Annotated in this window: 21 protein-coding genes and 1 tRNA gene; 7 read left to right on the top strand and 15 right to left on the bottom strand. The window is 73.7% G+C overall.

Translation table 11 applies throughout. From position 1 onward, the window contains the following. Positions 1-285 precede the first annotated feature (285 nt). From D7318_RS34590 to D7318_RS15910, 3 genes are all read right to left on the bottom strand, one after another. The gene (locus tag D7318_RS34590) at positions 286-1,287 is read right to left on the bottom strand and encodes a LysM peptidoglycan-binding domain-containing protein (RefSeq protein WP_120697768.1); all 1,002 of its coding nucleotides are present in this window, start codon (positions 1,285-1,287) and stop codon (positions 286-288) included. A gap of 97 nt (positions 1,288-1,384) precedes the next feature. Next, a complete protein-coding gene (locus tag D7318_RS15915) occupies positions 1,385-2,629 on the bottom strand; it encodes a cytochrome P450 family protein (RefSeq protein WP_120697767.1) in 1,245 nt (414 codons plus the stop codon). Beyond that, positions 2,622-3,950: a sensor histidine kinase gene (locus tag D7318_RS15910; RefSeq protein WP_120697766.1), complete on the bottom strand. Its 1,329-nt coding sequence runs from the start codon at positions 3,948-3,950 to the stop codon at positions 2,622-2,624. The genes D7318_RS15915 and D7318_RS15910 overlap by 8 nt, the downstream gene beginning before the upstream one ends. A gap of 145 nt (positions 3,951-4,095) precedes the next feature. Here D7318_RS15910 and D7318_RS15905 point away from each other — a divergent pair. Beyond that, positions 4,096-4,167: transfer RNA gene (locus tag D7318_RS15905), tRNA-Gln, on the top strand. Between the two features lie 4 nt (positions 4,168-4,171). Here the strand turns inward: D7318_RS15905 and D7318_RS15900 are convergent. The 3 genes from D7318_RS15900 to D7318_RS15890 all read right to left on the bottom strand — a co-directional run bounded on the left by D7318_RS15900 (position 4,172) and on the right by D7318_RS15890 (position 7,988). Beyond that, positions 4,172-5,425: a serine/threonine-protein kinase gene (locus D7318_RS15900; protein WP_120697765.1), complete on the bottom strand. Its 1,254-nt coding sequence runs from the start codon at positions 5,423-5,425 to the stop codon at positions 4,172-4,174. Next, complete coding sequence (locus tag D7318_RS15895) at positions 5,422-6,039, bottom strand: hypothetical protein (RefSeq protein ID WP_147437731.1); 618 nt, start codon at positions 6,037-6,039, stop codon at positions 5,422-5,424. Before D7318_RS15895 ends, D7318_RS15900 begins: the two co-directional genes overlap by 4 nt. A 92-nt stretch (positions 6,040-6,131) precedes the next feature. Then, on the bottom strand, positions 6,132-7,988 hold the full coding sequence (locus D7318_RS15890) for an N-6 DNA methylase (protein WP_120697763.1): 1,857 nt from the start codon (positions 7,986-7,988) through the stop codon (positions 6,132-6,134). A gap of 178 nt (positions 7,989-8,166) precedes the next feature. Between D7318_RS15890 and D7318_RS15885 the strand changes: the two genes are divergently transcribed. Both D7318_RS15885 and D7318_RS15880 read left to right on the top strand, forming a co-directional pair. Beyond that, entirely contained in the window at positions 8,167-8,763 is a 597-nt protein-coding gene (locus D7318_RS15885; RefSeq protein WP_120697762.1) for a DUF4352 domain-containing protein, read from the top strand. 34 nt (positions 8,764-8,797) lie between these two features. Beyond that, complete coding sequence (locus D7318_RS15880; RefSeq protein WP_120697761.1) at positions 8,798-9,373, top strand: hypothetical protein; 576 nt, start codon at positions 8,798-8,800, stop codon at positions 9,371-9,373. Positions 9,374-9,501: 128 nt separating this feature from the next. Here the strand turns inward: D7318_RS15880 and mfd are convergent, their stop codons facing one another. Continuing rightward, complete coding sequence (gene mfd / locus D7318_RS15875; protein WP_120697760.1) at positions 9,502-13,053, bottom strand: transcription-repair coupling factor; 3,552 nt, start codon at positions 13,051-13,053, stop codon at positions 9,502-9,504. Between the two features lie 282 nt (positions 13,054-13,335). Between mfd and D7318_RS15870 the strand changes: the two genes are divergently transcribed. Then, complete coding sequence (locus D7318_RS15870; protein WP_120697759.1) at positions 13,336-14,733, top strand: L-lactate MFS transporter; 1,398 nt, start codon at positions 13,336-13,338, stop codon at positions 14,731-14,733. After that, positions 14,730-14,840, top strand: coding sequence for an MFS transporter small subunit (locus D7318_RS35120; protein ID WP_413470593.1), 111 nt, complete (start codon positions 14,730-14,732; stop codon positions 14,838-14,840). Before D7318_RS15870 ends, D7318_RS35120 begins: the two co-directional genes overlap by 4 nt. Positions 14,841-14,856: 16 nt before the next feature. On the opposite strand, the gene D7318_RS15865 is transcribed toward D7318_RS35120, so the two are convergent. Further along, entirely contained in the window at positions 14,857-15,354 is a 498-nt protein-coding gene (locus tag D7318_RS15865; protein ID WP_120697758.1) for an OsmC family protein, read from the bottom strand. A gap of 204 nt (positions 15,355-15,558) precedes the next feature. Between D7318_RS15865 and D7318_RS15860 the strand changes: the two genes are divergently transcribed. After that, the gene (locus tag D7318_RS15860) at positions 15,559-16,230 is read left to right on the top strand and encodes an HNH endonuclease family protein (protein WP_230423773.1); all 672 of its coding nucleotides are present in this window, start codon (positions 15,559-15,561) and stop codon (positions 16,228-16,230) included. A gap of 91 nt (positions 16,231-16,321) precedes the next feature. Here the strand turns inward: D7318_RS15860 and D7318_RS15855 are convergent, their stop codons facing one another. The 3 genes from D7318_RS15855 to D7318_RS15845 form a co-directional block, all read right to left on the bottom strand. Then, positions 16,322-16,534, bottom strand: a complete 213-nt coding sequence (locus tag D7318_RS15855; protein WP_147437729.1) for a hypothetical protein — start codon at positions 16,532-16,534, stop codon at positions 16,322-16,324. Positions 16,535-16,654: 120 nt separating this feature from the next. After that, positions 16,655-17,884 (bottom strand): D-mannonate dehydratase ManD, encoded by a 1,230-nt coding sequence (manD, locus tag D7318_RS15850; protein WP_120697755.1) that lies wholly within the window; start codon positions 17,882-17,884, stop codon positions 16,655-16,657. A 55-nt stretch (positions 17,885-17,939) separates the two neighbouring features. After that, positions 17,940-19,895, bottom strand: coding sequence for a glycoside hydrolase 5 family protein (locus tag D7318_RS15845; RefSeq protein WP_120697754.1), 1,956 nt, complete (start codon positions 19,893-19,895; stop codon positions 17,940-17,942). Positions 19,896-19,998: 103 nt separating this feature from the next. On the opposite strand from D7318_RS15845, the gene D7318_RS15840 reads away from it, so the two are divergent. Further along, complete coding sequence (locus D7318_RS15840) at positions 19,999-21,057, top strand: LacI family DNA-binding transcriptional regulator (protein ID WP_120697753.1); 1,059 nt, start codon at positions 19,999-20,001, stop codon at positions 21,055-21,057. Between the two features lie 504 nt (positions 21,058-21,561). Here the strand turns inward: D7318_RS15840 and D7318_RS15830 are convergent. The 4 genes from D7318_RS15830 to D7318_RS15815 all read right to left on the bottom strand — a co-directional run bounded on the left by D7318_RS15830 (position 21,562) and on the right by D7318_RS15815 (position 26,139). Further along, entirely contained in the window at positions 21,562-22,104 is a 543-nt protein-coding gene (locus D7318_RS15830) for a nucleoside hydrolase (RefSeq protein ID WP_183091434.1), read from the bottom strand. A gap of 13 nt (positions 22,105-22,117) precedes the next feature. After that, on the bottom strand, positions 22,118-22,621 hold the full coding sequence (locus D7318_RS15825) for a hypothetical protein (RefSeq protein ID WP_120697750.1): 504 nt from the start codon (positions 22,619-22,621) through the stop codon (positions 22,118-22,120). Between the two features lie 77 nt (positions 22,622-22,698). Continuing rightward, complete coding sequence (locus D7318_RS15820) at positions 22,699-24,324, bottom strand: ABC-F family ATP-binding cassette domain-containing protein (protein WP_120697749.1); 1,626 nt, start codon at positions 24,322-24,324, stop codon at positions 22,699-22,701. A gap of 195 nt (positions 24,325-24,519) precedes the next feature. Continuing rightward, positions 24,520-26,139, bottom strand: coding sequence for an ABC-F family ATP-binding cassette domain-containing protein (locus tag D7318_RS15815; RefSeq protein ID WP_120697748.1), 1,620 nt, complete (start codon positions 26,137-26,139; stop codon positions 24,520-24,522). Between the last annotated feature and the right edge of the window lie 307 nt (positions 26,140-26,446).

Here is a 26,446-nt window from a genome sequence, read left to right as displayed (position 1 = left end):
TGCCTGCGGTGCTGCGCGATGGTGGTCTCCCGGGCCGGCGGCAGGATTCGGCGTTGACGGCCTCGGCGCCCGACGAGGCGCCGGGCGGAGGGACACTAAACACACGCCAGCTAACGGTTCAAGAACGATGAAGATCGTCGGCGTGGCGGGGCTTGACGCGCCAAGGGTCGCATCCACGCAGGTCAGCGGGGCCACGGACAGGTCGGACGAGTCGGACACTCCAGGAATGCGGGGAGATGATGGTCACACTTATCCGCGCGTGAAGTTGCTCTGGCGAACGGCCGACTAACGTCCCGTGACCGTCAAGTCGAGGCGCTGACCCGGGAGTATGTAGTCCGGATCATCACCAATGACCGTTTCATTCTTGGCATGGAGGGTGGGCCAGCCGCCTGGTACCCCGTACTCCACCGCGATGGCGGACAGCGTGTCCCCCCGGCGGACCTCATACCGCTCCGCGTGGCGGCCCGAGCCCTCCTCGTCCGCGCGACCGGCCTCCGCCGGGTCGGGGTCGCCGCGGTGGCGTCCGCTCCCCGTGCGGTCGGTGCCGTCCGTTCCGCCGTCGTCGCCCTCGCGCTCCGCGCGCCCGTCCGCGGAGCCGCCCGTGGCGCCGCCGGGTTCGGGGTCGTCCGTGGCGTCCGCGCCGTCCTCCGTCGCCTCGCCCGACGGCGTCCGCGGGGAGGGCGACGAGGTGCTGGGCTCCTCCCCTGCCCCCACCTCCGCCTCCGCCGCGCCGTCGTCCGCCGAGCCGCTCTCGGACCCGTCGTCGGCGTCGCCCTCGGGTGACGCGCGCTCCTCGTCCGCGCCCGGCGTGCGCTCGGGGGCGGCCGACTCCTCGGGCCCGCCTATCTCCTCCTCGGCCTGCGCCTCCTCGGCCTCCTCCGCGCGGTCGGGGTCGTCGCGCTCCTCGCGGAACTCGGGCCACAGCCCCGAGAGCACGCCGCACGAGGGGAACGCCTCCTTGCCCTGGGCCAGCAGCATCCGCTCGGCCACCGTGATCTGCTGGGCGCGGCTGGCGAGATCGGGCCTGCCCGCGAACTCGAGGCCGCCGTACTCCTCCCACATGGCGATGGTCAACTGGAGGCCGCCGAAGTACCCGTTGCCCGAGTTGGCGCTCCACACGCCGCCGCTCTCGCACTCGGCGGCCCGATCCCATGTGTCGTCCGACACGGCCTGCGCGGGCCCCCCGCTCAGCAGCGGCAGGGCGATGCCCGCGCCCGTGACGCCGGCGGCGACAAGAAAGGCCGGAGCCTGTCGCGGACGACGATGACGACCAGTCCCGGAGCGCATCTGATGGGCCTCCCATGCGAACAGTGATGCGGTTGAGGGGGAACCTAGCCCTCCCCACACTCGATCACAAGCCGATCCCGCCCAGATCACACGCAGATCACACCGGTGACGGGGCGTCACCTTCGGGGGTGAACTCGACGGGCAGTGACCGCAGCCCGCGCATGATCAGCCCGCCCCGCCAGCGCAGCGCGCGGGGGTCGGCGGCCAACCGGACGTCAGGAAGCCTGCGCAGCAGCGTCTCGAGCGCCGCCCTGCCCTCGATCCTGGCCAACGGCGCGCCCAGGCAGTAGTGGATGCCGTGGCCGAAGCCGAGATGGGGATTGTCGCCGCGGCCGAGGTCGAGGGTGTCGGGGTCGGCGAACCGCTCCGGGTCGCGGTCGGCCGCCGCGAGGACGACGAGGACCGGGTCGCCCGGCGCGACGCGTTGCCCGCCCAGGGTCAGCGGCTCGGTGGCGAACCGCCACGTGGCGAGCTCCACCGGGCCGTCGTAGCGCAGCAGCTCCTCCACGGCCGAGTCGAGCAGGCTCCCTTCGCCCTCGGCCGACGCCCGCCGCAGCCGCGCCAGTTGGGCGGGGTCGCGGAGCAGGGCCAGCATGCCGTTGCCGATCAGGTTGACGGTGGTCTCGAAGCCCGCGAAGAGGAGGATGAACGCCATCGCCGCGGCCTCCTCCTCCGTCAGGTGCTCGCCGTGGTCGGAGGCGCGGATCAGGCCGGAGATCAGGTCGTCGCCGAGCGCCCCGCGCTTGCGGTGGATCAGCTCGCCCAGGTAGCCGCGCATGCGCTTGACCGCGCGCCCCACTCCCCCGCGCTTGCCCGAGGTGTGCAGCATCATCCCGGCCCAGTCGCGGAAGTCGTCCTGGTCCTCGGGCGGGACGCCGAGCATGTCGCAGATCGCGTAGATGGGCAGCGGGAACGCGAACTCGTCGATCAGGTCGGCGCTGCCACGCCCCGCGAACCCGTCGGCGAGCCGGTCCGCGAGCGCGCGCACGCGGGGCTCGAACGCGGCCACCCCGCGCGGCGTGAACGCCGTGGACACCAGGCGCCGCAGCCGCGTGTGGTCGGGCGGGTCGATGTTGAGGAGGTGGGTCATGACGTTCGCGCCGCGCTCGCCGGGGATGCCGACGCGGCCCGAGGCGTGGTCGGCGGCGCGGTGGCGCCCGGGGTTCTTGCTCAGCCGCGGGTCGGCCAGCGCGCGGCGGGCGTCGGCGTAGCGCGTGACGAGCCAGGCCGCGACGCCGCTCGGCAGCACCTCGCGGCGAACGGGCGCGTTCTCCCGCAGCCACGCGTACGCGGGGTAGGGGTCGGCCGCGAAGCCCTCGCCGAACAGGGCGTGCTCAGTCATGGGCGGGCCGCCGGTCCGGGATCACCGCCGAGACGCGGAAGCCGCCCGCGTCCGTCGGGCCCGAGACGAAGCCGCCGCCCAGGGCCGTGACGCGCTCCTTCATCCCGATCAGGCCGTTGCCGCCGCTTGGCAGCCGCGCCCCGCCGCCGCCGCTCGGCGGGGCGTTCTGCACGAGGACGGCGACCTCGCCCTCCCGGTGCGCCAGGCGCACCTCGGCCGAGGCGCCCGCGGCGTGCTTGTGGACGTTGGTCAGCGCCTCCTGCACCACCCGGTACGCCGTCGACTCGACCTGCTCGGCATAGCCGCGCGGCTCGCCCTCGACGCTGAGGTCCACCGTCATCCCCGCCGCCCGCGACTGGTCGACGAGCGCGGCGAGCTGGGTGAGCGAGGGGCCGCGCTCCGGCGCGCGGGGGCGCTCGGGGTCCGGGGCGGGCGCCTGGGCGCGGGCGGACGCGGCGATCTCCGCGAGCCGGGAGGGCGCGTCCTGGCGCGTGTCCTGCTCCCGCGCGCGCAGCACGCCCAGCATCGTGCGCAGCTCGGTGAGGGCCTGGCGGCCCATGTCGCCGATGAGCGCGGCGTTCTTCGCGGCCTTCTCCGGGTCCTTGGCGGTCACGGCCTGCAACGCCGCCGCGTGCACGACCATCAGGCTCACCCGGTGCGCGACCACGTCGTGCATCTCGCGGGCGATGCGCCGCCGCTCCTCCCCCCTGGCCCACTCGGCGCGCTCCTCCGCGCGCTCGGCGAGCAGCGCGAGCTCGCGCTCCAGGCCGTGCGCCCGGTCGCGCAGCGACTCCACGAGCCGCCGCCTGGCCCGCACGTACATGCCGAGCAGCACCGGGGGAACGACGGAGGCCACGCCGAACAGCACGGAGACCAGCGGCGTGAACCAGGCCGGGAGCGCCTGCTGCCGCAGCCCCTCGTCGCGCTCCATGAACAGGGCCACCACGATCACCGAGCCCACGCCCTGCATCGCGGCGAGCGTGCCGATGATCCGGCGGGGCGCCTCGGTGCTGGCGAGGGTGTAGAGGCCGACCAGGGCGAGCATCGCGCCCATGTTGGCCGGGAGGAGGCCGATGGCGACGAGGATCACGGCCAGTGGCCAGCGCCGTCTGACGACGAGGGTCAGCCCGGCGAGCGCGCCGGGGACGACGACCAGCCAGACGGGCAGGCCCGTGCGGGCGGCGAACACGACGCCCTGCGCCCCGCACTCGGCGGCCGAGGCCAGGGCGAGCGCGCCGTCGAGCAGGACGCTGCGCCGCCGCGTCCACCAGAGCAGCCTGAACCCCCGCTCGCCCGGCTCCGCGGCCCCCCTCGCTTTCATGTCGACCAGACTAAGGGCGGGATCCACCGCTTTTCAGTCCGGTACCGCTCCCTTGTACCGTCGCACCGGTGGCGGATCGCCTGGCATAGTGTGGGGTGCCGGTCGGAAGGGGCCTGGTCCGCCAGCCGTTTCGCCCGACAGGCAGTCCCCCGTGGTGTAATCGGCAGCACATACGACTTTGGATCGTATGGTCCAGGTTCAAGTCCTGGCGGGGGAGCCTCTCACGAGGCGTGGCCGAGGTGACGCAGGCAGAGCTGCTCATCGGCCCGCAGCTGGAGGACGACGGAGTCGTAGGGGCCGCGTTCCAGCGCGAACTCCTGGGCGAGACGCCGTATCTCCGGCAGCGCGTGCGCGTAGTCGCCGATGTGCATCAGCGTCGCCGCGTACTGCTTGCGCAGCCCCCGCACGATCGGGGACGCCTCTCCATAGCGCCCCGTGGCCAGCGGCAGGGTGCGGCTGAGCAGGTCGGCGGCGCGGGGGTACTGCCCGTGCGCGACAAGGTGCCTGACCTCGTCGAGCACGGTGGTGAGGTCGGGCTCGGCGGGCCTCGCGGGCGGCCAGGGCGCCATCGGGTGCCAGAACGGGCGGGTCGGGTCGAGGGGCGCGGTGGTGCCCGCGGGGTTCGCCGGGAGCAGCGGGATCAGCGCCGCGAACAGCTGGTGCGCGTCGCCCGGCCGGTCGCCAGGGTCGCGGGCGAGGAGCCGGTGGATCAACGCCGCGAGCCGGGGCGGGGCGTCGGGCCGCAGGCTGGTCAGCGGAACGGGGTCCTCGTGCAGCTTCTTGTAGAGGAGCCCGGCGGCGTTGGGCGCGGTGAACGGCGCCTGCCCGGTGAGCAGCTCGTACCCGATGGCGCCCAGCGCGTAGAGGTCGGCGGACGGGCCGACGGGCGGGTCGCCGACGGCCTGTTCGGGCGCCATGTAGACGGGGGTGCCGAGCAGCGTGCCGGTGCGGGTGAGGCGGGTGTCCTCGCCGTCGCCGCGGGCGGCGGCGATGCCCAGGTCGAGGATGGTGACGCGGCCGTCGGGGCGGATCATCACGTTGCCCGGTTTGAGGTCGCGGTGCACGATCCGCACGGCGTGCACGGCGGCGAGGGCCGAGCAGAGCTGGGCGAGCACGGCCACGGCCCAGTGCCAGGGGTAGGGGTCGTGCTCGGCGAGGTGGTCGCCGAGGTCGCAGCCCTCGATCAGCTGCATCACCAGGAACAGCTCGTCGCCGTCCTGTCCCGCGTCGTGCACCGCGACGAGCCCCGGGTGGTCGACGCGGGCGGTGACGCGGCACTCGCGCAGGAAGCGGCGGCGCAGCTCCTCGGGCTCGGTGGTCCCCGAGGTGGCGGCCAGCCGGTCGGCGTGCAGCAGCTTGACGGCGATGCGGCGGCCGCCGAGCGCCAGGTCGTTCCCGGCCCAGACCTCGCCCATGCCGCCCTTGCCGAGCGGCTCGGTCAGCTCGTAACGCCCGCCGAGGAGCCTGGCGTTCACCTGCCCTCCTGCTTGCGCAGCAGCTCACCCAGCTCGTCGAGCTCGGAGGCGACCTGGCGCATGCGGGGCGAGGTGGGGGACGGCGGCGCGGGTGCGGCCGGTGCGGGGACGGCCGGTGCGGGGGCGGCGGGTGCCGGGTGGACGGGGACGGAGGCGGGAACGGGGACGGAGGCGGCGGGCGGGGGGTAGCCGTAGCCGTGCGGGGCGCCGTAGCCCGTGGGCCGCGGCGCCGGATACGGGCCGGGCGCGGGCGGGGTGTCGTCGAGCATCGCGGCGTGGATCGTCGCGCCGATCAGGAACGCCACGAGGTAGAGGCCGACCAGGGCGCTGCGCGGCCCTTCGTCGTCGGTCGGCACGGTGCTGATGAGCACCACCTCGCTGACGGTCAGCGAGACCATCAGCGCGAGCACCGCCCAGTCGACGGCGCGGCGGCGGATCACCACGACGCGCAACGCCGGGACCCAGGCGAGCAGGCCGAGCGACAGGACGGGGAAGAGCGCGAAGAGGGCGCGCACGACCTTTCTGCCGCGCGCCCCGCGCGCCCCGCGCGTCGGCCCGGGCTGGGAGGGCGGCTGAGGGTGGTGCGGGTGCGTCGCGGGTGGCGGACCGTACATCCGCACTCCCCCCTCGGTGTGTGGCGGTGGACGCCGCGTGGGGCGTCGCCGAAGAAGGCTGATGATATCCGCCCGCCGCCGGGGGGTTGTGGTCAGTCGCCCGGGTCGAGCGCCCCCTCGGTCAGGCCGTCCACGGTGCCCTGGACGAGCGTGCGGCCGAGCCCCGCGGCCTGCCGGAGCGCGGCCTCGAACGCCACCAGGTCGCGGAAGCGGCGGCCGTAGCGGCGCTGGGCGTCGAGCGGGAGCCTGGGCACCTTGAGCCGCCGGACGTCGACGCGGGTGGCGCTCGACGCGTAGCTGCTGGCCTGGCGGGTGTTGGCGGTGGAGCGCAGGAACCCCGCGAGGAACCACGGGTCGAGCGCGTCGGGCGCCGGGCGCAGCAGGCACGTGTGCCGGTCGGGCGGCCCGCCGTCGGACTCCTGGGAGTCCGGGGAGTCCTCGGTGACGACGCGGGCGGCGGCGCCGTCGGGCCCCGCGGCCAGCAGGAGCGGGACAAGGACGTCGCCGGGCGCGGGGGCGGTGGGCGCGGTGTGGATCTCCAGGGCGCCGGTGCGCGCGAGCTCGCCGATGGTGAGCGTGGTCCAGCGCGGTCCCGCGGGCCCTTCGCCCGGCGCCGCGGGTCCGGGGGCGAGGTCGTGGGTGCGGCGCAGGGTGGCCCGGAGGTCCTGGTGGACGGCGGCGAGCTCGGCCGTTCCGCCCGTCTCGGCGGGGGGCGGCAGATGGCGGCCAGGAGCGAGGTCCACGTCCTCGTCGAGCAGGTCGATGACGGGCAACGCGCGGTGCGTGCCCGGCCGTTCGGGCAGGTCGCCGTCGCGGTCGAACGCCGTCCACGCGTCCTCGACGGTGCGGCGCAGCGCGGGCCAGTCGAGGGGCCCTCGGCCCCTGGCGCGGTGGGCGGTGGCGGTGTCGACGACGAGGAGGCGCGGGTCGGGGGCGGGGCTCGCGCCCGGCGCGCGCAGGATCCACAGGTGCAGGGGGAGGCTGTGCGGGGGCGCGGCCCCCGCGGGCAGCGCGACGACTGCGCGCAGGGCGCCGCGGCGCAGCAGCGCGGCGCGGACGCGGCGGCCCGTGCGGCGGGACGCGGCGGCGGGCGGCATGAGGAGGACGGCGGTGCCGCCGGGGCGCAGCCTGGCCAGGGCGTGCTGGACCCAGGCGAGCTCGGACTCGGTGCGCGCGGGGACGCCGTACTCCCAGCGGGGGTCGTAGGTGAGCTGGTCATGGCCCCAGTTCCGCTCGTTGAACGGGGGGTGGCACAGCACGGCGTCCGCGGTGAGGCGGGGGAACGCCTCCGCGGTGAGGGTGTCGCCGCCGACGGCGCGGACGGTGGGGGTGCCGCGCAGGGCGAGCCGCAGGCCGCCGAGGCGGACGAGGGTGGCGTCGGTGTCCTGCCCGTACAGCTCGGCGGGCGGCCCGCCGTCGGCCGCGCGGGCGGCGGCGAGCAGGGTGCAGGGCCCGCACGCGGGGTCGAGGACCGTGTCGGCGGGTCCGGCGAGGGCCGCCATCAACGCGGCGGTCTCCTGCGGGGTCCGGGTGAGCTGGCGGGCGGCGGTGTCGAGGTGCCTGGCCAGCAGGAACTCGAACGCGGGCGCGGGGCCCGCCTCGGCGGCGAGGGCCGCCGCGGCCGACGCGAGCGGGTCGGCGCCCTCGGGGGCGCGCTCGCCATGGGCGATGAGCTGCTCGCCGACGCGGGCGAGGGCGTCGGCCTGGCCCGCGGGGTCGGCGGCGACGAGCCCCCACAGCCGCTCCCTGAGCGGGACCTCGGCGAGCTTCCCCTGATCGCGCAGCCACCGTTCGACCTCGGCGAGGGAGAAGGTGGGGCTGGCTTCGGTGCCGCCGATGGGGCGGGGGAAGTGGGCGTAGCGGCGGCGCCAGTTGCTGACGGCGGCGCGGCCCACGCCCGCGAGCCGGGCGATCCCCGCGGCGGTGACCTCGGTCTGCTGCCCCGGCACGTGGCTGTCTCCGTTCTGGCGTGGCGTGTTCCGACCTTACCGGTGTCTCTGTCCACACCGATACACGGCAAACGTCCGGACGCCCAACGGAATTCCTGTTGACTCGGTTCACAGGCTGTGCTCTGATTAACCGCGCCGGACCACAGGGGGCCGGTTGATTCGGAAGGGAATCACTGCCATGACCGCCACACGCTCACGCCGTTTCGCCGGAAGGCGGAGGTCCGCGTTCGCCGGGGCGGCCGCCGCCCTGCTCGCCATGGGCGCGCTGAGCGCGTGCTCGAGCGAGGAGGAGCGGGCCGAGGAGGCCGTCGAGGAGGCACTCGCGGACCTGGAGGAGCTGGGCGAGACCACCGCGGGGGGCGCGGCGGGCGAGGACGGTGCCGAGCAGGAGATCTTCGCGGCGGGCGAGACGGCCGTCTTCGACAACGGCGTCGAGTACACGGTCTCGGCGGCCGAGCCGTACTCGCCGTCGGAGTGGGCCGTGGGCCACACCGAGGGCAACGAGCCGCAGGTCGTCTCCCTCACCGTGACCAACAACGGCGCGGAGACCTATGACACCTCCTTCATCCTCACCACCGCGCGGATCGGCGAGGACGGCGTCGAGGCGGAGTTGATCATCGACGACCCGGTGGGGCTCGGCCCCGGCGGGTCGGTGGCGCCGGGCCAGAGCGCCACCGCCGACTACGCCTTCGACATCCCGGCGGGCGAGCCGTCGTTCTCGCTCACGGTCGAGGAGCTGCTGGAGTTCGGCGCCACGTGGGACCTGACCCTCTGACGGCCACCCGGCCCCTTCCCGAAGGAGAACGACCGTGAGCTCACCGCATCTCGCCTCGCACCGGCGGGGTCACAACGGCCCGGGCGGCGTCGCGGGGGCGCCGCCCGGGCGCCCCGCGCCGCCCCGGCGCCCCGCCACCGTGCTGGTCCTGCTGCTCTCGGGCCTGCTCGCCGTGGCCGCCGCCGTCGGCGGCCTCCTCTCCATCGCGGCGAACGGCGAGGCCTGGGCCCGCGCCGACATCGGCGACGCACTGGGCACCGAGCTGCCGGCCGAGGGAGAGCTCGACGCCCTGACCGCGCTGCTCGTCGACGAGCGCGAGTCCGAGCTGGCCGCGCTCGGCGCCTTCCTGATCCTCGTCGCCGTGCCGCTGCTCGTCTGCGTCCTGCTGAGCCTCAAGGCGGCGACCTGGGCGCGGGTGCTCGTCACGCTGACGGCCTCGGGCACGCTCCTGGCGTTCCTCGCCGTCACCGCGGGCGACACGCGCGGCGCCCTGGTGGCGGCGGGGGCGTTCGGCGCCCTGGCCACCGTGGCCACCCTGATCGCCTGCTGGCTGCCCGCGACCAACCGCTACGCGCGGGAGGTCGGGGCGGCCAGGCGGGCCCGGCGCTGACCCACCGATCGGTCCGACCGACGGGCCGTCAACCCCCGGGTGGGCCCGGCGCCGGCCGGGGGCGTGCGGCGAGGGCGAGTCACCCTCCGCCGCACGCCCCCGGAATCCGCGCGCTCCCTGCGAGCGCCTCACGCCCCCGGGATCGTCGTCAGGAACTCCCCCGTCCACGCCAGCAGTTCGCGCCCGGTCAGCGGCTTGCCGCCGATCCGGGCCGTCGTCGGCCGGGGCACGAGGACCTGGCGCGTGGCGCGTTTGACCACCGAGCCGGGGTAGACGCGGTTCAGCCTGAGCTCCTGCGACTCGCGCAGCTCGACCGGCGAGAACCGGATGCGGCTGCCCTGGAGCGTCACATCGGTCACGCCGCACGAGCGGGCCAGCATCCGCAGCCCGGCGACCAGCAGGAGGTTCTCCACGGGCTCGGGCAGCGGGCCGTAGCGGTCGGCCAGCTCCTCGCGGACCGCGCGGATGTCGTCCTCGGTGTTCGCCGCGGCGATCGCCCGGTACGCCTGGAGCCGCAGCCGCTCGCCCGGCGCGTAGTCGTGCGGGACGTGCGCGTCCACCGGCAGCTCGATCTTGACCTCGAGCAGCGACTCGTCAGGCTCGCCCCCGCCCTCCTCGAGCGTCGAGCGATAGTCCGCGACGGCCTCCCCCACCATCCGGACATACAGGTCGAACCCGACACCCGCGATGTGCCCCGACTGCTCGCCGCCCAGGAGGTTCCCCGCCCCGCGGATCTCCAGGTCCTTCATCGCGACATACATGCCCGCGCCCATCTCGGTGTGCTGCGCGATCGTCGCGAGGCGCTCGTGCGCGGTCTCGGTCAGCGGCTTCTCCGGCGGGTAGAGGAAGTACGCGTACCCGCGCTCCCGCCCGCGTCCCACCCGCCCGCGCAGCTGGTGCAGCTGCGAGAGGCCGAACGTGTCGCCGCGCTCGACGATCAGGGTGTTCGCGTTGGAGATGTCGATCCCCGACTCCACGATCGTCGTGGAGACCAGCACGTCGAAGCGCTTCTCCCAGAAGTCCACGACCACCTGCTCGAGCGACGACTCGCCCATCTGCCCGTGCGCCGTGGCGATCCGCGCCTCCGGAACGATCTGCCGCAGCCGCGCCGCGACCCGGTCGATCGAGTCCACGCGGTTGTGGATGTAGAAGACCTGGCCCTCGCGCAGCAGCTCACGCCGCACGGCCGCCCCGATCTGCCGCTCCTCGTACGGGCCGACGAACGTCAGCACCGGGTGGCGCTCCTCGGGCGGCGTCGTGATCGTGGACATCTCGCGGATGCCCGTGACCGCCATCTCCAGGGTGCGCGGGATGGGCGTGGCCGACATGGTCAGCACGTCCACGTTGGCGCGCAGCTTCTTCAGCTGCTCCTTGTGCTCGACGCCGAACCGCTGCTCCTCGTCCACGATGACCAGGCCGAGGTCCTTGAACTTCACCTCGGAGGAGAACAGCCGGTGCGTGCCGATCACGATGTCCACCGTGCCCTCACGCAGCCCCTCGGTCACCGCCCTGGCCTCGGCCTCCGACTGGAAGCGCGACAGCGGGCGCACCTCGACGGGGAACTGCGCGTACCGCTCGGAGAACGTCCCGAAGTGCTGCTGCACCAGCAGCGTCGTCGGCACCAGGACCGCGACCTGCTTGCCGTCCTGCACGGCCTTGAACGCCGCGCGCACCGCGATCTCCGTCTTGCCGTAGCCGACGTCGCCGCACACCAGGCGGTCCATCGGCACGGACTTCTCCATGTCCTCCTTGACCTCGGAGATCGTGGTGAGCTGGTCGGGCGTCTCCAGATAGGGGAACGCGTCCTCGAGCTCCCGCTGCCACGGGGTGTCGGGCGCGAACGCGTGCCCGGGCGCCGCCATGCGCGCGGAGTACAGCTTGATCAGGTCGGCGGCGATCTCCTTGACCGCCTTGCGCGCCCGCGCCTTCGTCTTGGTCCAGTCCGCGCCGCCGAGCCGGTGCAGCGAGGGCGCCTCGCCGCCGACGTACTTGGTGACCTGGTCGAGCTGGTCGGTCGGCACGAACAGCCGGTCGCCAGGCTGCCCGCGTTTCGCCGGGGCGTACTCGACCACCAGGTACTCGCGCGTGGCGCCCTGCACGGTCCGCTGCACCATCTCGACATAGCGGCCGACGCCGTGCTGCTCGTGGACGATGAAGTCGCCCGGCTCCAGGGTCAGCGGATCGAGCGTCTTGCGGCGCCTCGCGGGCATCCGCGCGCCCTCGCGGCCCGCGGCCTTCTGGCCGGTCAGGTCGGTCTCGGTGAGCACGGCCAGCCTGAGCGCGGGCGCGAGGAAGCCGTGCTCGACCGCGCCGCACGCCACCTGGACGACCGAGGGCGTGATCTCGCCGTCGAGCGGGGTGGTCAGGCGCGCCGCGATGCCCTCGCCGCCGAGCACCTCGGTGGTGCGGGCGGCCGGGCCCTGGCCCTCGGTGAGATAGACGACGCGCCAGCCGTCGGCGAGCCAGCCCTTGGTGTCGGCGAGCGCGCGCGCGGTGTCGCCGCGGTAGGTCTCGGGGGCGCGCAGGCCGAGGCGGACGGTGTCGTCCTCGGAGTCGTCCGCCGCGTCCTGGGAGAACGGCGAGACCGACCACCACAGCATCCCGAGCTCGGCGGCGTGCTCGCGGATGTCGGCCAGGCCGCGCAGCGAGGCCGCGCCGACGTCGATCGGCGCCTCGCCCGTGTCGGCCATCGCGGCGGCGGCCCACGACGCCTGGAGGAACTCCTGGCTGGTGGCGACCAGATCGGCCGCCCTCGACCTGACGCGTTCGGGGTCGCACACCACGGCCATGCTGCCCGCGGGCAGCACGTCGAGCAGCAGCTCCATGTCGTCCACCAGAACGGGGGCGAGCGACTCCATGCCCTCGACGGCGATGCCCTCGGCGATCTTGCCGAGCAGCTCGTCGAGGCCCGGGTGCGCGCGGCGCAGCGCCGCGGCGCGCTCCCGCACGTCGTCGGTCAGCAGCAGCTCACGGCACGGCGGCGCCCACAGGCCGTGCTCGGCGACCTCGAGGGAACGCTGGTCGGCGACCTTGAAGTAACGGATCTCCTCCACGTCGTCCCCCCAGAACTCCACCCGCAGCGGGTGCTCCTCGGTGGGCGGGAAGACGTCGAGGATGCCGCCGCGCACGGCGAACTCGCCGCGCTTCTCGACCAGCTCGACGCGGGCGTAGGCCGCGGCGGCCAGCCGCTCGGTCACGTCGGCGAGATCGGCGGTCTGCCCGTTGCGCAGCGCCACGGGCTCGAGGTCGCCCAGCCCTGCGACCTGCGGCTGGAGCACCGAGCGGACCGGGGCGACCACGACGGAGACGGGCCCGGCGCCCGGGTCGTCGGTGGTGGGGTGCGCCAGCCGCCGCAGCACGGCGAGGCGGCGGCCCACCGTGTCGGCGCGGGGCGAGAGCCGCTCGTGCGGCAGCGTCTCCCACGCCGGGTACTCCACGACGCCGTCCGCGGGCAGCAACGAACGCAGCGCGGCGGCCAGGTCCTCGGCCTCGCGGCCCGTCGCGGTGACGGCGAGCACCGGGCGGCCCGCGGCGCGGGCGAGCGCGGCGATGGCGAACGGGCGGGCCGCGGGCGGGCCGACCAGGTCCACCTGGCGCCGCCTGCCTTCGGCGGCCGCGGCGACCGCCTCGGCGAGGGCGGGCTCGTGGGTGACGGCGTCGAGGAGGCCGTACAGACTCATGGCGGGCTTTCCATCCGGAGGGTTCGACGGGTGCGGGTGAACGGGGGGGGTGAACGGTGGGAGTGGGGGCGGGGAGGCAACGCGAAGCGCCCGGCACGCGCTGCGGGCCGGGGGTTCCAGGGTACGCGCCGGGCGCGTGGGGCGGCGTGGGGTGGGGCCGGACCCGGAGTCCCCAGAACTCCACAACCTCCCAAAGATCTCCCCAGCCGCCCCGGGTGTCTCCTCGTGAAGCCTCAACTACATTCGCGGGACGCCGACATCGCCGCAGCCCGGAGGTGGCCCATGGGGCCTGGCCTGTTGGACCGTTCACGGATCGTCGCCCCGCCCGGCTGGAGCCGCTGGCTGATCCCGCCCGCCGCGCTCTCGGTGCACCTGGCCATCGGGCAGGCGTACGCGTGGAGCGTCTTCAAGCCGCCGCTCGAGGAGACGCTCGACCTCAGCGGCACCCAGAGCGCGCTGCCGTTCCAGCTCGCCATCGTCATGCTGGGCCTGTCGGCCGCGTTCGGCGGGACGCTCGTGGAGCGCAGGGGGCCGCGCTGGGCGATGTTCGTCTCGGCGGTCTGCTTCTCCAGCGGCTTCCTGATCTCCGCGCTCGGCGTGTGGACCGAACAGTTCTGGCTGATCGTGCTCGGCTACGGCTTCGTCGGCGGCATCGGGCTGGGCATCGGGTACATCTCGCCGGTGTCCACGTTGATCAAGTGGTTCCCCGACCGGCCCGGCATGGCCACCGGCATCGCGATCATGGGCTTCGGGGGCGGCGCGCTGATCGCCTCGCCGTGGTCGAGCGAGATGCTGGACGCGTTCGGCACCGACACCGGGGGCATCGCCACGACGATGGCCGTGCACGGCGCCGGATACGCGGTGTTCATGTCGCTCGGCGTGTGGCTGGTGCGCGTCCCCGCGCCCGACTGGCGCCCCGCGGGGTGGGAGCCGCCCACCGCCTCCGCGGACCGGATGGTCACCACGGGGCAGGTCTCGGCGCGGAACGCCATCCGCACGCCGCAGTTCTGGTGCCTGTGGATCGTGCTCTGCTGCAACGTCACCGCGGGCATCGGCGTCCTGGAGAAGGCCGCGCCCATGATCCAGGACTTCTTCGCCGACACCGGCGCCCCGGTCACGGCGACCGCGGCGGCGGGGTTCGTCGCGCTGCTCTCGCTCGCCAACATGGTCGGCCGCATCGTCTGGTCCTCCACGTCCGACCTCGTCGGGCGCAAGAACGTCTACCGCCTCTACCTCGGCGCCGGAGCGCTCCTCTATCTCACGCTGGCGCTGGCAGGGGACACGTCGCGGCCGCTGTTCATCGCGGCGACGCTGCTCCTGCTCTCCTTCTACGGCGGCGGCTTCGCGACCATCCCCGCGTATCTCAAGGACCTCTTCGGCACCTACCAGGTGGGCGCGATCCACGGGAGGCTGCTGACGGCCTGGTCGGTCGCGGGCGTCCTCGGGCCGCTGATCGTCAACGCCATCGCGGACAGCCAGGAGGAGGCGGGGCGGAGCGGGCCCGACCTGTATGTGCTGTCGTTCGTCACGATGATCGCGCTGCTGGTGGTCGGCTTCATCGCCAACGAGCTGGTGCGCCCGGTGAACGCCAAGCACCACGAACCCCCGCCGCCCGAGCGGCAGGCGGAACGGGAAGGACAGGCGGAACGGGAAGGACACGAAGGAGCGGCCAGGCGATGAACAACCGACGCACCCTGCTCGTCCTCGTCTGGCTCTGGGCCGGACTGCCGCTCGGCTACGGGCTGGTCGAGCTGATCCGCAAGGCCACCCAGCTGTTCACCGGCTGATGTCGGCTGATGTCCCTCATGCCTCCGTGTCCGCGCCCGCCACGCGGACGGTGGGCTCGTTGCGCACGGGGAAGCTGACCGAGGAGGCGACGAAGCAGATCTCGTGCGCCCGCGTGTGCAGCTCGATGGCCTTGGCGACCATGCCCTCGTCGGCGACGGTCACGACGGGGCGCAGCACCACCTCCGTGAACCGGCCCCCGCCGCCCGGCGTCTCCCGCATCGTGCCGTGGGCGCCGTCCTCGTAGGCGGTGACGACGATCCGCTGGAGCGAGCACAGCGCCAGATAGCTGAGCATGTGGCACTGGGAGAGGGAGGCGACCAGCAGCTCCTCGGGGTTCCAGCGCTCGGGGGTGCCGACGAACGCCGGGTCCGCGCTGCCCGGGATCGTCACCGTCTTGCCGGGGGCCACGACCTCGTGTCGTCGGCCGTATCCGCGGTAACCGGCTGTCCCCGCCCCGGTGTTGCCCGTCCAGCGCACGCTGACGTCGTACTCGTGCTCTCGGCTCCTGGCCATCTCACGCTCCTTTTCGTCCGCCCGTGACGCTACCGGCTCCGCGGCCGCGACCGGCAACGCCCGATTTCGCCGGGAATGACGTGAGCATGCCGTCAAACCGTTACCTGCCGCATGCCGCGAAGAAACGTTCCGCCGGAAGCATGGCCGACGCATGGCACGCGGCTCTGCCGAGCCGAACCCCACCCCCACACACAGGGAGTTCGCGTGATCCAGTTGCGCAACGCCAGCCGCACGCGTTCGGTCTACGCGCGTCGACGTCTGGGTGTACTCGCCGCCCTCACCGGTCTCATATCCCTGGCCGCCCTGTTCACCGGTCCCGCGGCGCAGGCGGCACTGCCGACGCCGGTCAGCGCGGCAACGGCCCGTTCCTATCTCGCCTCACTGTCGGTCGCGACCGAGGACCGCACCGGCTACGACCGCGACCTCTTCCCCCACTGGAGCACCCAGAGCGGTAGCTGCAACACCCGCGAGGTCGTCCTCCAGCGCGACGGCGACAACGTCGAGACCGACTCCAGCTGTGCCGCGGTGAGCGGCAGCTGGTACTCCGTGTACGACGGCGCGACCTGGTCGGCCGCCTCCGACGTGGACATCGACCACATGGTCCCGCTCGCGGAGGCCTGGGACTCGGGCGCCGACGCGTGGTCGACGAGCCAGCGCGAGGCCTTCGCCAACGACCTGACCAGGCCCCAACTGCTCGCCGTCACCGACAACGTCAACCAGTCCAAGGGCGACCGCGACCCCGCCGAGTGGCTGCCGCCGCTGAGTGGCTACCACTGCGTCTACGCCCGCGCGTGGGTGCAGGTGAAGTACCACTACGGCCTGTCGGTCGACTCGGCCGAGAAGAGCGCCCTGACCAGCATCCTCAACGGCTGCTGAGCCCTCACCCCTTCGGGAAGGCTCCCCTCCTCCGCCGCCCTTCCGTGCTCACAACTCGCGGGCGCCGGAGGAGGGGTCACCCGTCTCGGCGTCAGGCCCCACCGCCGAGAACGACCTTCCGACCGCCCGGCGCGAACGCGCCGAACGACTGCTCCCGGGCCGCCGCGGCCCCCTCGGGTGTGCGGGCCTCGTCGGTCGCCCATCGGCCGATCAGTGCGGGCAGCTCGCCGAACAGCCTGCCGCTCCAGCGGCCGTCGCTGCCGTCACCGACCTCGACGGCGTGAAAGATCATTGAGTGGCTCATGGCCCCGTCTCCCCCTCTTCGTCATGGGCCGCCGCGGGCCCACCCGCGCGCCACCGTAGTCCTCCTTCCTCTGATTCCGAGGTGGCCCTGTCGGCCGATCACCGGTGACGTCCGGCCGTGTCACCAGTCGTGCACGGTGCCGTCGATGAGGCGGTTGACCGGGAGGTAGGCGGGTCGGTACGGGAAACGGGCGGCCGCCGCGTCGTCCAGCTCGACGCCGAGCCCCGGGGTGTCGGAGGGGTGGAGCAGGCCGTCGGTGAAGGTGTAGCTGGTGCGGAAGACCTCCAGCGTCTCGGCCGAGTGCCGCATGTACTCCTGTATGCCGAAGTTGTGGATGGCTATGTCGAGATGGAGGGCCGCCGCCATGCCGACCGGCGATATGTCGGTGGGGCCGTGGATGCCGGACTTGGCGCCGTAGTGCGCCGCGAGGTCGAGCAGCTTCTTCATCGCGGTGATGCCGCCGGTGTGTGTGACGGCGGAGCGGACATAGTCGATCAGCCGCTCCTGGAGGAGCAGGGTGTAGTCATGCGGGGAGTTGAACACTTCGCCGATGGCCAGCGGCGTGGTGGTGTGCTGGCGGATCAGGCGCAGGGCGGACTGGTCCTCGCCGGGGGTGGCGTCCTCCAGCCAGAACAGGTCATAGGGCTCCAGGGCCTTGCCGAGCTTGGCGGCCTGGATGGGCGTCATGCGGTGGTGACCGTCGTGGAGCAGGGGCAACTCGGGGCCGAACTCGTGCCGCACGGCCTCGAAGACCGTGGGGATGTGGCGCAGATAGGCGCGGGTGTCCCAGGTCTCCTCGACGGGCAGCGCGGTGGGGCGGGCGGGCTCGTAGTCGTACCGCTGTCCCCCACCGGCGGAGGACGAGGCGACGCCGTAGACCGAGTCGAGGCCGGGGATGCCGGTCTGGACGCGGATCGCGCGGTACCCGGCCTCCTGGTGGGCGCGGACGGAGTCGAGCAGCTCGGGGATGTCGCGCCCCGAGGCGTGCCCGTAGGCCAGCGCGCCGGTGCGGGAGGCGCCGCCGAGCAGCTGGTACACCGGCATGCCCGCGGCCTTGGCCTTGATGTCCCACAGGGCCATGTCGACGGCGGCCGAGGCGGCCATGGTGACGGGGCCACGGCGCCAGTACGCGCCGCGGTAGAGGTACTGCCAGGTGTCCTCGATGCGGTGGGCGTCACGGCCGATCAGCAAGGGGGCGACGTGCTCGCGGAGATACGACTCGACGGCCAGCTCCCGGCCGTTGAGCGTGGCGTCGCCGAGGCCCGTGACGCCGTCCGCGGTGGTGATCCGGAGGGTCACGAAATTCCGGCCGGGGCTGGTGACAACCGTCTCCGCTGACTCGATCTTCATGGCATCCAGCTTCCAGGAGTCCGGGGATCTTCGGTACTGACCTTCGTAAGGAAAGTCATTGACTTTCGTCAGTGGTGAGCTCGGTGACGACGACGCCATAGTGGAACAGCTCGATGGCGGGGAAGCTCTGGCCGGTCAGGTCACGCAGCGCGCCCGCTTTCTCCGCGATCCTCGGCCGCACGGTCAGGGGTTCGGGGTGCTGACTGACGAACCAGACGAAGGAGCGTCCGTCCTCATGTTCCATCCTCCCCACCAGCACCCGTGGATCGTCCACGGTCACCTCGGGCGCGACGCCCGCCACTTCGGCGAGTGCCGCGTACAGCCGCCAGGTCGGCTCCGGGTTCACCCGGGGCGTGAGGGCCGCCATGTGCTCGATCGGATAGGTGCACAGCACCAGGCGTCCGCTGCCCGCCGCGTTCTCCAGCAGGAAGGGGCGGCCGTGCGCGTCGGTCGCGACGACCTCGGCCTCCCTCGGCTCGACGGGCAGGTAGGAGCGGGAGTTCTCCGTCCCGGCCACGGGGAAGACCAGTTCCTCGCCGGCCCGGATCGTGCCGAAGTCCCGGCGGAAGGTGACGCGCACCTCGTCGTCCTCGATCGGGTCGACCAGCCCGTAGCGGAGCTGCTTGACCACGCCGAAGGTCTCGTCGAGCTTGGGCCACCACGGTCCGCGCTGCACGCCGTGTTCGCCGACGAAGTAGGAGGCGTAGACGGTGGCCCCCGCGTGCGCCCGCTCGACGAGGTGGCGCCAGCCGGGGGCGGTCAGTTGCTTGGCCGAGGGCAGCAGGTAGAGGGCGCAGTCGTCGGGCAGCCCGTCGGCCTCGCGCGCCACCCCGACCGGCAGATCGGCCTCCCTGGCGGCGACGTAGGCCTGCCGGGTGTGGGCGAAGACGCTGGTGTGGTCCTCGGGTTGGGTGAAGGGGTAGGGCTTCTCCAGGAAGGACGAGACGACCAGCGCCACCTGTGTGTCGGGGCGGCGCAGGCGGGGGGCGTCCACGGCGCGCAGCACATCGGTGAAGCGCCGCACCTCGCGCAGCTGCTCCTTGGGCCGCCCCTGGTCGTCGGTGAGGCCGAAGTGCATCTCGAACGGGTGGTGGCTGTACGGCTCCTGGTTCCACAGGGCGTCGTAGTCCGTGTTGTTCCACGGGATCCAGCCGGTGGCCCCGGCGAGCAGGGTGTTGTGGAGTACCTGGCGGTAGTAGTGGGTGGCGTTCTTCTCGGAGACATAGTCCGAGGTCACCCCGAACTCCTCCATGATCACCGGCTTGCCGCCGATGGGGCCGAGCAGTTCGCAGACGAAGGCCGCGCCCAGGTGCTGACGGACGGGGTCGGTCTCCATGCGGTAGACATGCGGCCCGTGGAAGTCGATCAGCGGCTCCAGGTCGCGGATACGGAAGCCGTTGTCCGCGCCGGTGACCTCGACGCCCCAGGCGCCGTCCCCGATGGAGACGGGCTGCCGGACGCCGGCCTCACGCGCGGCGTTGATCAGGGTGGCGGCCCAGGCGGTGACGGCCGCCGGGTCGAGCGTGCCGATGCCGCGGGACTGCCAGTGGCCATAGATCGGGATCTCGTTGGTGAGGAGCCAGGCGGCGACGGCCGGGTGGTCCTTCCACCGCCCGGCCAGCTCGCGGACATACCACTCCTGCTGGGCGACGAAGGAGGCGTCGCCGAAGATGTCGCGGCCTCGGCGCCAGGCCGGGTCCCAGTTCTGGCCGGACATGTGGCCGACGAGAAAGGTCGGGATGGTGGTCATGCCCAGGGCGTGGTGCCGATCGAGGAAGTCGTCGTAGCGGGCGAGCATGTCCGGGTCGAGGGTGTTCTCGGCGGGCATGAAGTCGGGCCAGTAGAAGAAGGAGCGGGTCAGCGTGATGCCGTGATCCCGCATGACGCGCAGCTCCTCGTCGATGACATCGGGCTGGTAGTCCCGCCACATGAGTGGGCCGCCGGTGCGGGACCAGTAGTTGACCCCGACCCAGACCGTCGAGCCGTCGATCTTCGCCGCGTTGCGCTTCATGGGCCCAGGTATATCGTTTTACCAACTCATTGTCGACAGTCGGGAGGTGGGGGTGGGGGTGGATGTGCCGCCGGTGACTACGCTCTCATCCGTGGCGGGACAGATGGAGCGGCGCAAGCCCGGCAAGGCGGCCAAGCCGACGATCGCCGATGTCGCGGCGCTCGCCGGGGTGTCCGTGTCGGCCGTCTCCAAGGTGGTCAACGACCGGGGCGGGATCTCGGCGCCGACGCGCAAGAGGGTGCTGGACGCCGCGGCCAAGCTGCGGTGGTCGCCCTCGGCGACGGCGGTGGCGCTGCGGGGCGCCCGCACCCGGGCGATCGGGATGGTCGCGGGCCGGTCGACGGATGTCCTGGCGACGGACCCGCACTTCACGCTGCTGATCTCCGGCATCGAACGGGAGCTGGCCCCGGCCGACTTCGGGCTTCTGCTGCACATCGTGGGCGAGGAGCCGGGGGCGGAGGAGCGCGCATACCGGCGCCTGGCCGAGGAGCGGCGGGTGGACGGGGTGATCCTCACGGAGTCCCGGATAGGCGACCCCAGGTTCGAGCTGCTGCGCCAGCTGCGGCTGCCCGCCGTGCTGGTGGGCGAGCCCTGGCGGGAGGATCCGGTGGCATCGGTGGGGGCCGAGGACCAGGAGGCGGGCCTGCGGGATGCCGTGCGCCACCTGCTGGAGTGGGGGCATCGCAGGATCGCCTACGTGTCCGGGCCCGAGGATCGGGTGCACACGGTGTACCGGCGGCGGGTCTTCCGATCGGCGCTGGCCGAGCGGGGGTTGCGGCCGTGGCGGGTGCTGGTCTCGGACTTCTCGGCCCAGGACGCGGTCGCGGCGACGCGGGAGCTGCTGGCGGCGGACGCGGCCGAGAGGCCCACGGCGATCCTCTTCGCCAACGACACGATGGCCGTCGCCGGGATGAACGCCGCCCGCCGCCTGGGGTTCGACGTGCCGGGGGAGCTGTCGGTGCTCGGCCATGACGATCTGCCGCTGGGCGAGTTGGTCTTCCCGCAGCTCACCACGGTGGCCCAGGACGTGGAGGCCCTGGGCCGGGCGGCGGCGGTCGAGATGTTCCGGCTGCTCGACCTCCCGCACTCACCGCCCCCGGCGATTCGCCCGCCGACGTTGATCCCGCGGGAGTCCACGGGGCCCGTGGCGGACGGGAGTTGAGGCCGGGCGTCTCCGTGGGGCGCTGCCGTGGCCGACGTCCGCGCGGAGCGGCCGTCCGCTGACCGGCAGGCGGTTCGCCGACCTGGAGCGTTCGTCACTCGGCGCCGCGTGCCGTTGCGGCTGCCTCGACGGCGTCGAGCCACAGGGGGCCGAACGCCCGTCCGTCGACCCGGGTGACGACGGTGACGGGGCACTCGGCGTCGGGGGCGGGGTCGGGCTCGAAGTGGAGCACGCCGTCCCGGAGGACCGTGGTCAGGTGGCGTTCCGCCGTCTCCGCGCCGAGCCATCCCGCGGCGATCGCACAGGTCACCGGGTCATAGTGAAAGTTGAGGAGGTCATCGGGCAGACCCGGGTGGTCCTGGCCCAGAGTGGTCATGTCGGCATCGACGGCGCGGGCCTCCGCCTGCCGCGCCAGGATGTGGCCCATCGCGCCCGCGCGGCGCAGCCGGGGCAGGTCGCGTCGGGTGAGCCAGGCGGAGAGCGTGGCGGGGAGGGTGACCAGCGTCAGGTGCCCGGCCGCCGCGACGACGGCCGCCGCGGCGTGGGTGTCCCACTGGATGTTCCAGTCCCGCTCCGGTCCCCAGGGCGGCAGCCCCTCACCCGGCGGCACGACCCAGCCGCCCATGGTGACCACGGTGCCCGGGCGAGCGCCCCGGGGCGGACGGCCTCGAGCACGGCGAGGTTGGTCAGCGGGCCGATGGTCACGAGGGTCGCGCCGAGGTCGATGGCGCGCTCCAGGGCGTCGAGGGCCGCTCCCGCGGGGGCGGGCCTGGCGGGCGGGTCGAGGGGCCAGTGCCGTGGGTCGCCGGTGGCGGGCTCGGCCACCTCCCGCCTGGTCAGCGACATCGCGGCCCCGGCCACCACGGGGATGTCGTCCCGGCCCGCCAGCCGGAGCATGTGCTCGACGCATCCGGCGCGGCGGCCTCCGGGGTCGATGGTGGTGGTGATGCCGACGAGTTCGGCGTCTGGCCAGCCGAGCAGCATGGCCAGGGCACAGGCGTCGTCGGGGTCACCGCCCAGGTCGGTGTCGAGGTGGAGGCGCGCCATGGCACGCATCCCATCACGGCCGCGCGTCGCGGTCCCGCCTCGCGTCCCGGTCCCGCCGCGCGTCGCGGAGGGTTGTCAAGAAGGCCATGACGGCGTCGCGTTGTTCGGCGAGGCCGACCACCGACCCCTCCGGCGCGGGGGCGAAGATGTCGACCACGTCGTCCGGGCCCCCGGGTCCGCCCGAGCCGCGGACGTATGCCTCCCGCCCATGGGAGAACTGCCGCAGCAGCCCCGAGGGGTGCACCTCGGGCCTGGCGCCCTGGCAGCAGAGCAGGCGGCCCTGGCGCTCCAGGTGTTCCCGGGCCCGGGTCAGGCAGGCGAGGTAGTCGTTGCCGCCGATGCGCGTCTCGGTCCCGCCGTCGATCAGCAGGATCACGGCCCGGGAGGCGGCGCCGACGCGGATGGTGACGTCGCGGGCCACCACCCCGTCGCGGTCGACCGTGCGAAGGGGAAGGTCCTCGGTCCAGTCGTCGGCGCCGTCCCCGCCGGGCGGCCTCGGTTCCGTCGGGGCGTCCATGAAGGAGCATTGTGGCAAAGGAGGTTCACAACGACGAGTCACAACGACGTTTCACAGCGGTGGTTCACAGCCATGGTTCACAGCCGTAGTTCGCGGCCCGGCCAGCGGGTGCGGAGCCAGCGGTCGTGGGTGGCGACGACCACCGCGCCCGGTCCTGTGCCCAGGGCCTCCTCGAGCTCGTCGGCGAGCCGGGGCGAGAGGTGGTTGGTGGGCTCGTCGAGCAGCAGCAGGTGGGGCGGGTCGGCGACCAGCAGGGCCAGCGCCAGGCGGCGGCGCTGCCCGACCGAGAGACGGCCGACCGGCGTGTCCAGGTCCCGCGGCCCGAGCAGGCCGAGGGCGTCGAGCGGCAGCGCCTCGGCCCGTTCGGCGCCCACCGCGGCCGCGTAGATCGCACGGGCGTCGCGGTCGGCCCTGGGGAAGACGGTGTCCTGGGGCAGCAGCCCGACGGTCGTGCCGGGTCGGCGGGTCACCTCGCCGTTCACCGCCACGGTACCGGCGAGCACGCCGAGGAGGGTTGTCTTGCCCGCGCCGTTCGCCCCGGTGACCAGCAGCCTGTCGGTCGCCGTCACCTCAAGGCGTTCGATGGCCAGCCGCCCCGGCACGGCGACGCCCCGCAGCGCCACCAGGACCGGTGGCTCCCCGTCCGCCGCCGGGTCCCCGCCCGCCGTGAGGGCGGGCGGGCGGAAGCGCAGGGGCGGCGGCGGCGCGGGAACGGGGTCGCGTTCGAGGTCGGCGAGCCTGCGGGCGGCGTTGCGCACGCGGCGCGAGATCTGCTTCTGCACCCGGCCCCCGGCGTGGCCGTAGCCCATCTTCTCGTTGTCGCGCGGCCCCCGGTCGGGCGCGACGCGGTGGGCGGTGACGGCGGCGCGCTCGCGGAGCGCGGCGATCTCGTCGAGCCATGCGGCGTGGCGCTCCTCCCAGCGGGCGCGTTCGGCGCGCCGGTGCGCCTGGTACGCGGTGTAGGAGCCGCCGTGGCGGACCGGTCCTTCCAGGGCCGGATCGAGGTCGACGATGTCGGTGCAGACGGCGTCGAGGAAGGCCCTGTCATGGCTGGCGGCGACCAACGCCCCTGGCAGGGCGCGCAGTTGGTCTTCGAGGAACGCGGTTGCCGCGTCGTCGAGGTGGTTGGTGGGCTCATCGAGCAGCAGCGCGGTGGGGCGCCGCACCAGCAGCGCGGCCAGCGCCAGCCGCCCACGCTGCCCGCCGGAGAGCGACCCCAGGGCGCGGTCATGGGCCACGCCCCCGAGCCCCAGCCCGTCGAGCACGAGCCCCGCGCGCCGGTCGGCGTCCCACGCCTCGCGCGCCGCAGCCCGTTCGAGGCGCCGCCCGTACGCGTCGAGCGCCTCGGCATGACCGGGCGCGCCCTCGGGGGTGGTGGCCAACGTCTCGGTGAGCCGGTCGAGTTCGGCGAGGTCGTCGCGGGCCTCGCGGAGCGCATCGTCGAGCACGTCCGCGAGCGTCGCCCCGGCGTCATAGGGCATCTCCTGGTGGAGAAAGCCGAGGTCGGGGGGCCGGGTCACGGTGCCGTGGTCGGGTTCGTCGTGCCCGGCGAGGATGGTGAGCAGGGTGGATTTGCCGACCCCGTTCTCCCCGACGAGGCCGACGCGCCGCCCGGGCGCGACGGTGAGCGAGACCCCGTCGAGCACCCGCCGGGCGCCGAGGGTGCGGACGAGGTCGTGGGCGAGCAGGGCTGGTTGGGGCATGGGACACCACCGGGTGAACGGTTCGGTTGCCCGCCGGGCGACCCCCGCACACGGGCACGGGCACAGACACGGACAAGCGGGCACGGACAAGCGGGCACGGACAAACAGGCATGAACGATCGGGCATGAACGATCAGGCATGGACAAGCGGGCGCGGGCGAGCAGGCACGGGCGAGCAGACGAGGACCAGGACCGTTCAGCGCTCGGCGAGGCGGCCCTCACGCAGCTCGAGGCGCCGCTCGACCCCGATCTCCGCCAGGAACCGCTCGTCGTGGCTCACCACGACGAACGCCCCCTCGTACGCGGCCAGCGCGCCCTCAAGCTGGGCGACGCTCACGAGGTCGAGGTTGTTGGTCGGCTCGTCGAGCAGGAGCAGCTGCGGCGCGGGCTCCGCGTACAGCGCGCACGCCAGCGTGGCGCGCAGCCGTTCGCCGCCGGAGAGCACCCCCACCGGCAGATGGGCGCGGGGGCCGCGGAAGAGGAACCGAGCCAGCAGGTTCATCCGGTCCGAAGGAGCCATGCCGGGCGCGAAGTGCACGAGGTTCTCGGCGACGGTGCGCCCGGGGTCGAGGAGGTCGAGCCGCTGGGAGAGGTGGGCGACCCGGCCCTCGGCGCGCTGGATCCGGCCCTCGTCCGGCTCCCGGTCGCCGTGAAGCACGCGCAGCAGCGTTGACTTTCCCGCGCCGTTCGGGCCCGTGAGGGCGATGCGTTCGGGGCCCCTGACGGTCAGGTCGACGCCGTCGCCCGCGAAGATCTCCCGCTCGCCGTGCCGCACCCTGATCCCCTCGCCGAGGAAGAGGGTGCGCCCGGCGGGAACGCGGGTGCCCGGCAACTGCAACGCGATCTTCTGCTCGTCGCGCAGGGCGCGCCCGGCCTCGTCGAGCCGCGCCTTCGCCTCGCCGACGCGCGCGGCGTGCACCTGCCCCGAACGCCCGGCGGCCTCCTGGGCGCCGCGCTTCAGGTTCCCTGCGACGATGCGGGGCAGACCGGCGTCTTTGAGGGTGCGCGAGGCGTTGCTCGCGCGCCGCTCGGCCCGTTCGCGCGCCTGCTGCGCCTCGCGCTTCTCGCGCTTCAGCTCCTGCTCGGCGTTGCGGATGTTCTTCTCGGCGACCTCGCGCTCGGCCACCACGGCCTCCAGGTAGGCGGTGTGGTTCCCGCCGAACGAGCGGATGGCGCCGCGGTCGAGCTCGACGATGCGGTCCACGCGGTCGAGCAGCGCCCGGTCGTGGCTGACGAGCAGCAGGCAGCCGTGCCAGTCGTCGAGCACGGCGGTGAGGCGTCGGCGGGCGTCGAGGTCGAGGTTGTTCGTCGGCTCGTCGAGCAGCAGGACGTCGGGGCGCCCGAGCAGCTGCCCGGCCAGGCCGAGCGAGACGACCTGGCCGCCGCTGAGGGTGGCGAGCGGCTGGTCGAACGCGAGGTGGCCGAGGCCGAGCCGGTCCAGCTGGGCGCGGGTGCGCTCCTCGATGTCCCAGTCGTCGCCGATGACGGCGAAGTGTTCCTCGTCGGTGTCACCGGACTCGATGGCGTCGAGGGCGCGGACGACGGGCGCGACGCCGAGCACGTCGGCGACCGTCCCCTCGCCCGTGAGGGGCAGGGTCTGGGGCAGATACCCGACCTCGCCGTGCACGGTCACGGCGCCGCGGGTGGGCCGCAGCTCCCCGGCGATCAGCTTGAGCAGGGTGCTCTTCCCGGCACCGTTGGGCGCGACGAGCCCGGTGCGGCCCGGGCCCACGGTGAACGACAGGCCGGTGAAGACGGGGGTGTCGTCGGGCCAGGAGAAGGACAGGTCGGAACAGACGATGAGGGCGTCGGACATCGAAGAGACCTCGTTGCGAACGCGGGCGCGCCTGGGGCGCCCGGCGGGGGCGGGAACAGGGGGACGACAAGGCAGCCCGAACGGCGGCGCGCACACGCACGCCCACGATCGGCCAGCTCCGGATCTCACCCGGAGATGTCGTCGTCACCTGCCACGCTGGATCTCCCTCCGCAACGGATCAACGGGCCACGCTGAGGCCACACGCTGAGGCCACGCTGAGCGCGGAACACCCGCCCCTCGCAGGGTAACAGCCCACCAGGACAGCGGACGCCGAGGTCGAAGGAGCCGGTACGCGCGAGGGGGCCGG

The sequence above is a fragment of the Streptomyces radicis genome (assembly GCF_003626575.1).
In the GTDB taxonomy this organism is placed as follows: domain Bacteria; phylum Actinomycetota; class Actinomycetes; order Streptomycetales; family Streptomycetaceae; genus Streptomyces; species Streptomyces radicis.
This window is presented reverse-complemented; position numbering and strand designations above follow the sequence as displayed.

Excerpts from the sequence above, each read along its gene's own strand:
- D7318_RS34590 (WP_120697768.1), bottom strand. The coding sequence starts at position 1,287 with ATGCGCTCCGGGACTGGTCGTCATCGTCGTCCGCGACAGGCTCCGGCC.
- D7318_RS15915 (WP_120697767.1), bottom strand. The coding sequence starts at position 2,629 with ATGACTGAGCACGCCCTGTTCGGCGAGGGCTTCGCGGCCGACCCCTAC.
- D7318_RS15910 (WP_120697766.1), bottom strand. The coding sequence starts at position 3,950 with ATGAAAGCGAGGGGGGCCGCGGAGCCGGGCGAGCGGGGGTTCAGGCTG.
- D7318_RS15895 (WP_147437731.1), bottom strand. The coding sequence starts at position 6,039 with ATGTACGGTCCGCCACCCGCGACGCACCCGCACCACCCTCAGCCGCCC.
- D7318_RS15885 (WP_120697762.1), top strand. The coding sequence starts at position 8,167 with ATGACCGCCACACGCTCACGCCGTTTCGCCGGAAGGCGGAGGTCCGCG.
- mfd (WP_120697760.1), bottom strand. The coding sequence starts at position 13,053 with ATGAGTCTGTACGGCCTCCTCGACGCCGTCACCCACGAGCCCGCCCTC.
- D7318_RS15870 (WP_120697759.1), top strand. The coding sequence starts at position 13,336 with ATGGGGCCTGGCCTGTTGGACCGTTCACGGATCGTCGCCCCGCCCGGC.
- D7318_RS35120 (WP_413470593.1), top strand. The coding sequence starts at position 14,730 with ATGAACAACCGACGCACCCTGCTCGTCCTCGTCTGGCTCTGGGCCGGA.
- D7318_RS15865 (WP_120697758.1), bottom strand. The coding sequence starts at position 15,354 with ATGGCCAGGAGCCGAGAGCACGAGTACGACGTCAGCGTGCGCTGGACG.
- D7318_RS15855 (WP_147437729.1), bottom strand. The coding sequence starts at position 16,534 with ATGAGCCACTCAATGATCTTTCACGCCGTCGAGGTCGGTGACGGCAGC.
- manD (WP_120697755.1), bottom strand. The coding sequence starts at position 17,884 with ATGAAGATCGAGTCAGCGGAGACGGTTGTCACCAGCCCCGGCCGGAAT.
- D7318_RS15845 (WP_120697754.1), bottom strand. The coding sequence starts at position 19,895 with ATGAAGCGCAACGCGGCGAAGATCGACGGCTCGACGGTCTGGGTCGGG.
- D7318_RS15840 (WP_120697753.1), top strand. The coding sequence starts at position 19,999 with ATGGAGCGGCGCAAGCCCGGCAAGGCGGCCAAGCCGACGATCGCCGAT.
- D7318_RS15830 (WP_183091434.1), bottom strand. The coding sequence starts at position 22,104 with ATGGCGCGCCTCCACCTCGACACCGACCTGGGCGGTGACCCCGACGAC.
- D7318_RS15825 (WP_120697750.1), bottom strand. The coding sequence starts at position 22,621 with ATGGACGCCCCGACGGAACCGAGGCCGCCCGGCGGGGACGGCGCCGAC.
- D7318_RS15820 (WP_120697749.1), bottom strand. The coding sequence starts at position 24,324 with ATGCCCCAACCAGCCCTGCTCGCCCACGACCTCGTCCGCACCCTCGGC.
- D7318_RS15815 (WP_120697748.1), bottom strand. The coding sequence starts at position 26,139 with ATGTCCGACGCCCTCATCGTCTGTTCCGACCTGTCCTTCTCCTGGCCC.